The sequence below is a fragment of the Cyanobium sp. BA20m-p-22 genome (genome assembly GCF_024346275.1).
In the GTDB taxonomy this organism is placed as follows: domain Bacteria; phylum Cyanobacteriota; class Cyanobacteriia; order PCC-6307; family Cyanobiaceae; genus Cyanobium_A.
The window spans coordinates 1-8,036 of sequence record NZ_JAGQCQ010000165.1; the positions used below are offsets into that span (position 1 = coordinate 1).

7 protein-coding genes and 1 tRNA gene are annotated in these 8,036 nt (G+C 67.0%); 2 read left to right on the plus strand and 6 right to left on the minus strand.

The genetic code is table 11. From position 1 onward, the window contains the following. Positions 1–328: 328 nt before the first annotated feature. Complete coding sequence (locus tag KBZ15_RS13795; protein ID WP_396123488.1) at positions 329–604, plus strand: DUF2811 domain-containing protein; 276 nt, start codon at positions 329–331, stop codon at positions 602–604. A gap of 185 nt (positions 605–789) precedes the next feature. On the opposite strand, the gene KBZ15_RS13800 is transcribed toward KBZ15_RS13795, so the two are convergent. The 6 genes from KBZ15_RS13800 to KBZ15_RS13825 all read right to left on the minus strand — a co-directional run bounded on the left by KBZ15_RS13800 (position 790) and on the right by KBZ15_RS13825 (position 5,151). Continuing rightward, entirely contained in the window at positions 790–2,427 is a 1,638-nt protein-coding gene (locus KBZ15_RS13800) for a GMC oxidoreductase (protein WP_255015792.1), read from the minus strand. Between the two features lie 109 nt (positions 2,428–2,536). Then, positions 2,537–2,613: transfer RNA gene (locus KBZ15_RS13805), tRNA-Met, on the minus strand. A 17-nt stretch (positions 2,614–2,630) separates the two neighbouring features. After that, positions 2,631–3,620 (minus strand): asparaginase, encoded by a 990-nt coding sequence (locus KBZ15_RS13810; protein ID WP_255015794.1) that lies wholly within the window; start codon positions 3,618–3,620, stop codon positions 2,631–2,633. Between the two features lie 19 nt (positions 3,621–3,639). Beyond that, positions 3,640–4,122, minus strand: a complete 483-nt coding sequence (locus KBZ15_RS13815; protein ID WP_255015795.1) for a CGLD27 family protein — start codon at positions 4,120–4,122, stop codon at positions 3,640–3,642. A gap of 5 nt (positions 4,123–4,127) precedes the next feature. Then, a complete protein-coding gene (gene rsfS, locus KBZ15_RS13820) occupies positions 4,128–4,523 on the minus strand; it encodes a ribosome silencing factor (RefSeq protein WP_255015796.1) in 396 nt (131 codons plus the stop codon). After that, the gene (locus KBZ15_RS13825) at positions 4,516–5,151 is read right to left on the minus strand and encodes a DUF3318 domain-containing protein (protein WP_255015797.1); all 636 of its coding nucleotides are present in this window, start codon (positions 5,149–5,151) and stop codon (positions 4,516–4,518) included. The genes rsfS and KBZ15_RS13825 overlap by 8 nt, the downstream gene beginning before the upstream one ends. Positions 5,152–5,281: 130 nt before the next feature. On the opposite strand from KBZ15_RS13825, the gene carB reads away from it, so the two are divergent. After that, positions 5,282–8,036 (plus strand): carbamoyl-phosphate synthase large subunit (gene carB, locus KBZ15_RS13830; protein ID WP_255015798.1); only part of this gene is annotated, 2,755 nt, incomplete at its 3' end.

Sequence of the window (8,036 nt, forward strand, 5' to 3'; positions counted from 1 at the left end):
GGCGCATAAGCTCTGCTGATCAATGGCATCTTTCCCCATTTTGCCCCCCTTTTCCCCAGTTTTGCTGGGGTTTTTCCACAAAAAAGCGCCCAAGGTTGCCCGTGGGGTCTTGCCGCTGGGGAAATCAGCCAAAGGTTCAGCTTGCCCTTGACAGCCCGGGGTCCCGCTATCCCACCCCGCTACTGCGGCGGCGTCAGCTCCCGCAGGAGACCGTCAGCACAGGCAATCTCAATCCGGATTGGAATGGGTTTGGCGAAGGCGGCGCGATTTGACCGACCCCCCTTCCCTGTGGCGTACTTAAGCCACAGCAGCGGGCCCTCCCCAGCCGATGAGCACTGAACGCCTCCACCTTCAACGCTGCATGGAGAGCTGCATAGAAAGCTGCATGGAGCCCGGCATCGAGCAGGAGGCCTCCAGCGTCAGCTTGGAGGCGGAGGTGCCTGAGGTTCTGTTCGAGGGCATGAAGGAATTTCTGCTCCAGCATCCCCAGTGGGACCAATACCGGCTGATTTCTTCGGCCCTGGCCAGCTTTCTATTTCAGAACGGCTGCAGCGATCAAAACGTCGCCCAGCACTACCTAAACGGGTTTTCCCTCAACAGCTGAGCCCAGAGCGCCAAGCTGGCGGGCCAAAAAAAAGACGGGCCAAAAAAAAGGCAGAGGGGCCAACCTCCGCCTGATTCTCCCTTGCCCGACCCTGTTAGAGGTCGCCAAGTCATTGTGCGCAGCCCGGCCGGGATCGATTGTGGCGATTGACACAGGATTGCCGAGCGGCCTGGGCGCCCGGGCCCCTAACCCCCGTGGCGCAGCCGTTCTGCGGCCGCTTCACAGGCCCGCCAGGTGATCGCCATCTCCGTGAGTGTGGGGCTCTGCCAGCCGGCCCGCGGCCAGCAGGCCCCGTCCACCACCAGCACGTTCGCCGCCCCCCAGCACTGGTTGAGCGGATTCACCACCCCCCCCTCGGCAGTGGCGGCCATGCGGGCCCCTCCCAGCTCATGGATGTAGTAACCGGGGGGTGGGGCCCCCGGGCTCACCGCCAGGCTGGTGCGGAGCCAGGGCTCCAGCAGGGGCAGCACGAACAGCTCTTCGATCGGGCGGATCTGGCCGCCTGCGGCGGCCACAACGGCCTCCATGCGGCCGTGCATGTGGGCCAGCAGCCGGTGCTCGTTGGCGCCCCAGCGGCAGTTGATATGGACCGTGGGCAACCCCCAGGCATCGAGCTGGTTGGTGTTCAGGGTCACCTGGTTGGCCGGATCGGGCAGCACATCGCCGTGGCCGATCAGGAAGCCCACCGCCTCGCCGCGGCGCCGCTGCAGCAGCTTGGGCGGGTCGAAGCGCTGCAGGGCGCACCAGAGGCCGTAGCCGCCCTGGAAGTCGCTTTCGCTGCCCGGCTCCAGGTTGACGGTGTTGGGAATGAAGCAGCTGCCGGCTCCTGAGAGCTCCACCTCTTCCTGCGGCGGGCCAACCCCGGCAATGGAGAAGAAGCGACTGCTGGAGATGTGATCCATCAGGTGGCGCCCCAGGCTTGCCGATGGATCGACCAGCCCGCCGCTCTGGTGGGCCTCACTGGAGTGCAGCAGGATCCGCACGGTTTCGATAGTGGAGGCACACAGCACCACAAGGGGGGCGCTGAGCCGCTCCTGGGCGCCCGTGGCTCCATTCACCAGCACCACCCCCTCGGCCCTGTCGGCTCGGATCAGCAGGTGGCTCACCACCGTGTTGCTGCGAACTTGGGTGCGGCCGGTGGCCAGGGCCCTGGCCAGGGTGCTTCCCTGGCTGGCGGAGCGGGGCCAGCCCGCCTGCCGATGCAGCCTGAAGCCCCGGGAGTGGATCAGGGGCAGTCCGAGCTCGGCTGCAATGCGGCTCTGCAGGTGCCGTTCGCCCGGGGTGAAGGGCAGGGGGGGCAGGAAGTGGCCATCGGGCAACTGGCTCAGGCCATCGCAGCCACCGTGCACCCCCAGTAGCTGCTCTAGCCGCCCGTAGTAGGGGTCCAGCTCCCTGCTGCCGATTGGCCAGCCGGGCCCCTGGCCAGTGCGGGCGGCGGCCTGGAATTCGTAGTCGGAGAGCCGCAGGGTGATGCCACCCCAGGTGAGACTTTTGCCGCCCACCTGCCGCCCCCGGGTCCACAGAAAGGGGGCATCGTCGGGGGTGGTGTAAGGGTTGCGCCGCTCATCGACGAACAGGTTTGGATTGTGTTTCCAATACCCCGGGTGGTGGCGCTGGAGCCGTTGCTTGCCGCTGGAGATATGGGCCAGGCGCCGGGCGCTATTGAGCGGCTCGCTGCCGAGGGCATCGCGCCAGCTCAGCTCCGGCCCCGCCTCCAGCACCAGCACCTTGAGGCCGGCTTCGGCCAGCACCATGGCCGCCACGCCGCCGGTGGCACCGGAGCCCACCACGATGGCGTCAGGTTGCAGCGCGGGGTCGGCCATGGCCTGGGGAGCGCAAGGGGGAGATCAAGGCGGCGCTAGAAGTCAGATAGGCGGCTGGGGCCCAAATAAAAGGAAACCCCGGCAGGGGGCTGCCGGGGTTTCGGGAAAGTGGTGGCGGGGGCGAGATTTGAACTCGCGACCTTCGGGTTATGAGCCCGACGAGCTACCAGACTGCTCTACCCCGCGTCGACGAGGAAACTCTATCAGTCGAAGCGCAGCTCGCCGATCACCTCCAGCTGCAGGTGGGGCGCTGGCTGGAGAAAAAGGCTGCCCAGCTCTTCAAGGGTCATGGGTGTGAGCCAGTCGAGCTGCTCAAGCAGGTGCAGCGCTACCGCATGTTTGGCCCTGCTGGAGCCGTCTTCCACCTTGATCGCCACTCCCATGCCCGCGCCGACGCGGCTGAGGCACTGGATGCCCTCGGCACCGCCCTTGCTGACCACCTGGCCGTGGCCGCGGCGCATCAGTTCGGTGTCGAAGCGCCCCTCACCCGCCACCAGCTCGGGGTGGGCCAGCATGGCCCGGCTGAGGCGCTCCAGATCGGCCTGGCTGCCGGCGCCCAGGTGGGCGTAGAGCAGGGCCATCTGGGCGAGCTGCAGCTGCAGGGTGGGGGCCCCGCAGTCGTCGCGGGCGGTGAGCAGTTCGGCGGCGGGCAGGGCCAGCAGATCCCCTACCCGCTTCAGCACCTCCTGCTGCAGCGGGTGGGCGATCTGCAGGTAGCTCTCGGTGCTCCAGCCCAGCTGGCGGCAGGTGGCCAGGAAGGCGGCGTGCTTGCCGGAGCAGTTGTGCTCCAGGGGGCTGCTGCCGGCGGCAGGCACGGGGCACTGCAGCTGCTCGGCTTCGAGCTCGGCCCCCCAGAGCAACTTGAAGGCCTCGCGGGCGTGGATGGCCGTGCCGGCATGGCTGGCGCAGGCGATCGCCAGGCCCCGCTCGCCGCAGTTGCAGTGGTCGGCTGCACCACTGCTGACAAACACGCTGGCCTGGAACGGTTTGAGGGCTGAGCGCGCAAAGCTCAGCTGCTGGGGATCGCCGGCTCGCATCAGCACCCGCCCCCGGCCATCGCACACCACTGCGTGCACCCGATGCCGCGACTCCGGGATGCCGTCGCGCAGCAGCCGCACTTCCAGCGGAGGAACACCTCCACGGGCAGAGCCAGCTCCGCGGGCAGGGCCACCAAAACTGGAGGACAGGGTCACAGGTGCCCGGAAGCCGCTTTTAGAGAGCCTGACAGAGGCTCGCCCCGACCAGGGCCAGGATCACCGCCAGCATCGCTGCCTGCTGCAGCCGTCGCAGCACGGGCTGTACCTGGTGCTGGGCGACCAGTAGGTCCTGTTGGCGCCAGGCCAGCGGCTTTTCCCACACCTGGCCGTCGTACCAGCCCGACTCCTCGTACTCCACCCGTTCGGAGAGCAGGCGCCGGTGCACGTAGGTCCAACCGAGCCACTGGCGCACCAGCAGCAGGATTGGCAGAGCCACCGCCGCCACCAGGCCGGCCAGCACCAGCTGGGCCGGGTGATGGCGCATCACCCAGCTGCCACTGGCCACCAGCACGGTGAGGGGGGCCAGCAGCAGCCAGCTGGTGGCCAGGGGGCGAACCAGCTCGCTGAAGTTGTGGGCGGGCCAGACAAAGAACCACGACTCCAGCAGCTGCTCGTATTCCCGCAGGGGCCGTTGCTCGGGCGGCACCGGGCACTGCATGGGACTCAGGAGATCACAGCAGGTGTGGAGCTTACGAAGCGCACTTGTTCACCGTGGCCCCAGAAGGATTCCAGGTCGTAGTAGGTGCGTTCACTGGGGGTGAGCACGTGCACGATCAGTTCGCCGTAATCGAGCAGCAGCCAGCGGCCCTCCTTCTGCCCCTCCCGGCGCAGGGGCAGCCTGCCGGTGGCCGCCTCGATCTGGTCTTCCACCGAGCGGGCGATGGCGCGCACCTGCACGTCGGAAAGGCCACTGGCTATCACAAACCAGTCGGCCAAAGACGACACCTCATCCACCCGGATCAGGCGGATATCCACCGCCTTGCGATCGTCACAGGCCTCAGCGGCCAGCTGGGCAAGCTGCTCGCTGGTGAGCTCTTGCCGATTGGGAGCTTCAACCATAGACATTTTCACTGGTGACGGATTGGCGGGAACCCTGTTGCTGCGCCATTTCGGCACGGGCCTTGCCGGCACTCTTGCGCAGGGCCTCGAGCCGGTCTTCATAGAAGGCCCGCTTCTTCTTCTTGCGGGTCTGCTCCACCAGCTCCTTGAGGGCGCCGCCCAGGCTCTTGTAGGCATTGGGCAGGGAGTAGCCAAAGCGGGTGGCCAGGTCGATCGCCCGCTCATCGGCGGAGACGGCGTCCTGGAGGCGCTTTTCAGAATTGTTCTTGAGATAGAGGCGGTAGCCGGCGAAGCCGGAGAGGCCCATGGCCATCACCAGCAGCAGGCCGTCCTGCACCCACAACTCCCCAATGGCCCCACCCAGGCCGATGGCCAGGGCCGCCATCTCCCAGCCGTCGCGGGGCACGGCGTCGTTCTGGATGCGCCCCACCTCATGCCAGAAGAGCAGGTTGCGGTGGTCGAGCGCCAGGGCGTCCCACTTCTCCAGATCGATCTGGATCTCCACTTCGTCGCGGCCAATCTCTTCGATGGTGATCAGGGGCGGATCCACGGACGCCGCCGCTTCCACAAACACCCAGCTCTGCAATTCAGGGGGCAGCAGCCCTTTCAGCCGCTGGAGTTCGCTCATCGAAAATGGACCTTGTTAAGGATCACGTTAACCATTCCAGGCCCCACTGGCAGCCCTGACGGCCGGGTTGGGGCTGGAGTTGCCCAGGGGTGAGCGTGAGAGGCTGGCCTCGTTTGGCCAGACTCCCCCCATGCCCCGCCGCACGGACCTGCGTCGCATCCTGCTGCTGGGGTCGGGTCCGATCGTGATCGGCCAGGCCTGTGAATTCGACTATTCCGGCACCCAGGCCTGTAAAGCCCTGCGGGCCGAAGGCTTTGAGGTGGTGTTGGTGAACTCCAACCCCGCTTCGATCATGACCGATCCGGACATGGCCGATCGCACCTACATCGAGCCGCTCACCCCCGAGGTGGTGGCCCGGGTGATCGAGATCGAGCGCCCCGATGCCCTGCTGCCCACCATGGGCGGCCAGACCGCCCTCAACCTGGCGGTGACCCTGGCCGAGAACGGCACCCTGGCCAAATACGGGGTTGAGTTGATCGGCGCCAATCTGGCGGCGATCCAGAAGGCGGAAGATCGGTTGCTGTTCAAGCAGGCGATGGAGCGCATCGGCGTGGCGGTGTGCCCTTCCGGCATTGCCCACACCCCGGAGCAGGCCGAGCAGGTGGGCGCAGCCATCGGCAGTTATCCCCGCATCATTCGCCCCGCCTTCACCCTGGGCGGCAGCGGTGGCGGCATCGCCTACAACCCGGAGGAGTTTCGGGCGATCTGCAAGAGCGGCCTGGAGGCCAGCCCCGTCACCCAGATCCTGATCGAGCAGTCGCTGCTGGGCTGGAAGGAATTTGAGCTGGAGGTGATGCGCGACAGCGCCGACAACGTGGTGATCGTCTGCAGCATCGAAAACCTCGATCCGATGGGGGTTCACACCGGCGACTCGATCACCGTGGCGCCCGCCCAGACCCTCACTGACCGGGAATACCAGCGCCTGCGCGACCAGTCGATCGCGATCATCCGCGAGATCGGCGTCGATACGGGCGGCAGCAATATCCAATTCGCCATCAACCCCGCCAACGGCGATGTGGTGGTGATCGAAATGAATCCGCGGGTTTCGCGCAGCTCGGCGCTGGCCTCCAAGGCCACGGGTTTTCCGATCGCCAAGATCGCCGCCCGCCTGGCGGTGGGCTACACCCTCGACGAGATCGTCAATGACATCACCGGCGCCACGCCGGCCTGCTTCGAACCCACGATCGACTACGTGGTCACGAAGATTCCCCGTTTCGCCTTCGAGAAGTTCCGGGGCAGCACGCCGGTGCTCACCACCTCGATGAAGTCGGTGGGGGAGGCGATGGCAATTGGCCGCTGTTTTGAGGAGTCATTCCAGAAGGCCCTGCGCTCTTTGGAAACGGGCCATGCCGGCTGGGGCTGTGACCGGCCCGATGCCAGCTGGGAACCCCCGTCCCTGGCCCGGGCCCTGCGCACCCCCACCCCCGATCGGATCTTTGCCGTGCGCGAGGCGATGGTCGCCGGCCGCAGCGATGGGGAGATCCACCAGCTCAGTGCCATTGATCCCTGGTTCCTGGCCAAGCTGCGCCACATTCTCGAGGCCGAACAGCGGCTGCTGCAGGGCCGCAGCCTCGCCGAGCTGGAGGCGCCGGCCCTGCTGGAGCTAAAGCAGCTGGGTTTCTCCGACCGCCAGCTGGCCTGGGCCACCGGCAGCGATGAGCTGGCGGTGCGGCGCCACCGCCAGGCCCTGGGGGTTAACGCCGTGTTCAAGACCGTCGACACCTGTGCGGCGGAGTTCGCCTCCAGCACCCCCTATCACTACTCCACCTATGAGCGCCCGCTGGAGCGCATCAACGCCGCTGGCGAGCTGGAGACCGTGCCCCCTGAAAATGAGGTCCAGCCGGAAACACGCCCCAAGGTGATGATCCTGGGCGGTGGCCCCAATCGCATCGGCCAGGGCATCGAATTTGACTACTGCTGCTGCCACGCCTCCTTCGCCCTGCAGGCCGAGGGCTTCGCCACGGTGATGGTGAACAGCAACCCGGAAACCGTTTCCACCGACTACGACAGCTCCGATCGCCTCTACTTCGAACCGCTCAGCCTCGAAGACGTGCTCAACGTGATCGAGGTGGAGAGGCCCGTGGGGGTGATCGTCCAGTTCGGCGGCCAGACGCCCCTCAAGCTGGCGATTCCGCTGCTGAACTGGCTGGCCTCCCCGGAGGGACTGGCCACGGGCAGCCGCATCTGGGGTACGTCGCCGCAATCTATCGATGCGGCCGAAGACCGGGAGCAATTTGAGGCGATCCTGCGGCGCCTGGAGATTCGCCAGCCCCGCAATGGCCTGGCCCGCAGTGAGGCCGAGGCCCGCGCCATCGCCGCGCGCGTGGGCTATCCAGTGGTGGTGCGCCCCAGCTACGTGCTGGGCGGCCGGGCCATGGAGGTGGTCTACGACGAGGCGGAGCTCAACCGCTACATGGTGGAGGCGGTCCAGGTGGAGCCCGACCACCCGGTGTTGATCGACCAGTACTTGGATAATGCCGTGGAGGTGGATGTGGACGCCCTCTGCGATCGGGAGGGGGTAGTGGTGATCGGCGGGGTGATGGAGCACATCGAGCCGGCCGGGATCCACTCGGGCGACTCGGCCTGCTGGCTGCCGTCGGTGAGCCTCAGCGAGCCAGCCCTGGCCACGATTCGCGCTTGGAGCCGGGCCCTGGCCCTGGCCCTGGGGGTGCGCGGCCTGATCAACCTGCAGTTCGCCGTGCAGAGCGACCCCGAACTCGGCGAGCGGGTGTTCATCATTGAGGCCAACCCCCGCGCTTCCCGCACGGTGCCGTTTGTGGCCAAGGCCACCGGAGTGCCCCTGGCCAAGGTCGCCAGCCAGCTGATGGCGGGCCGCACCCTGGTCGAGCTGGGCCTCACGGCCGAGCCCCGGCCGCCCTTGCAGA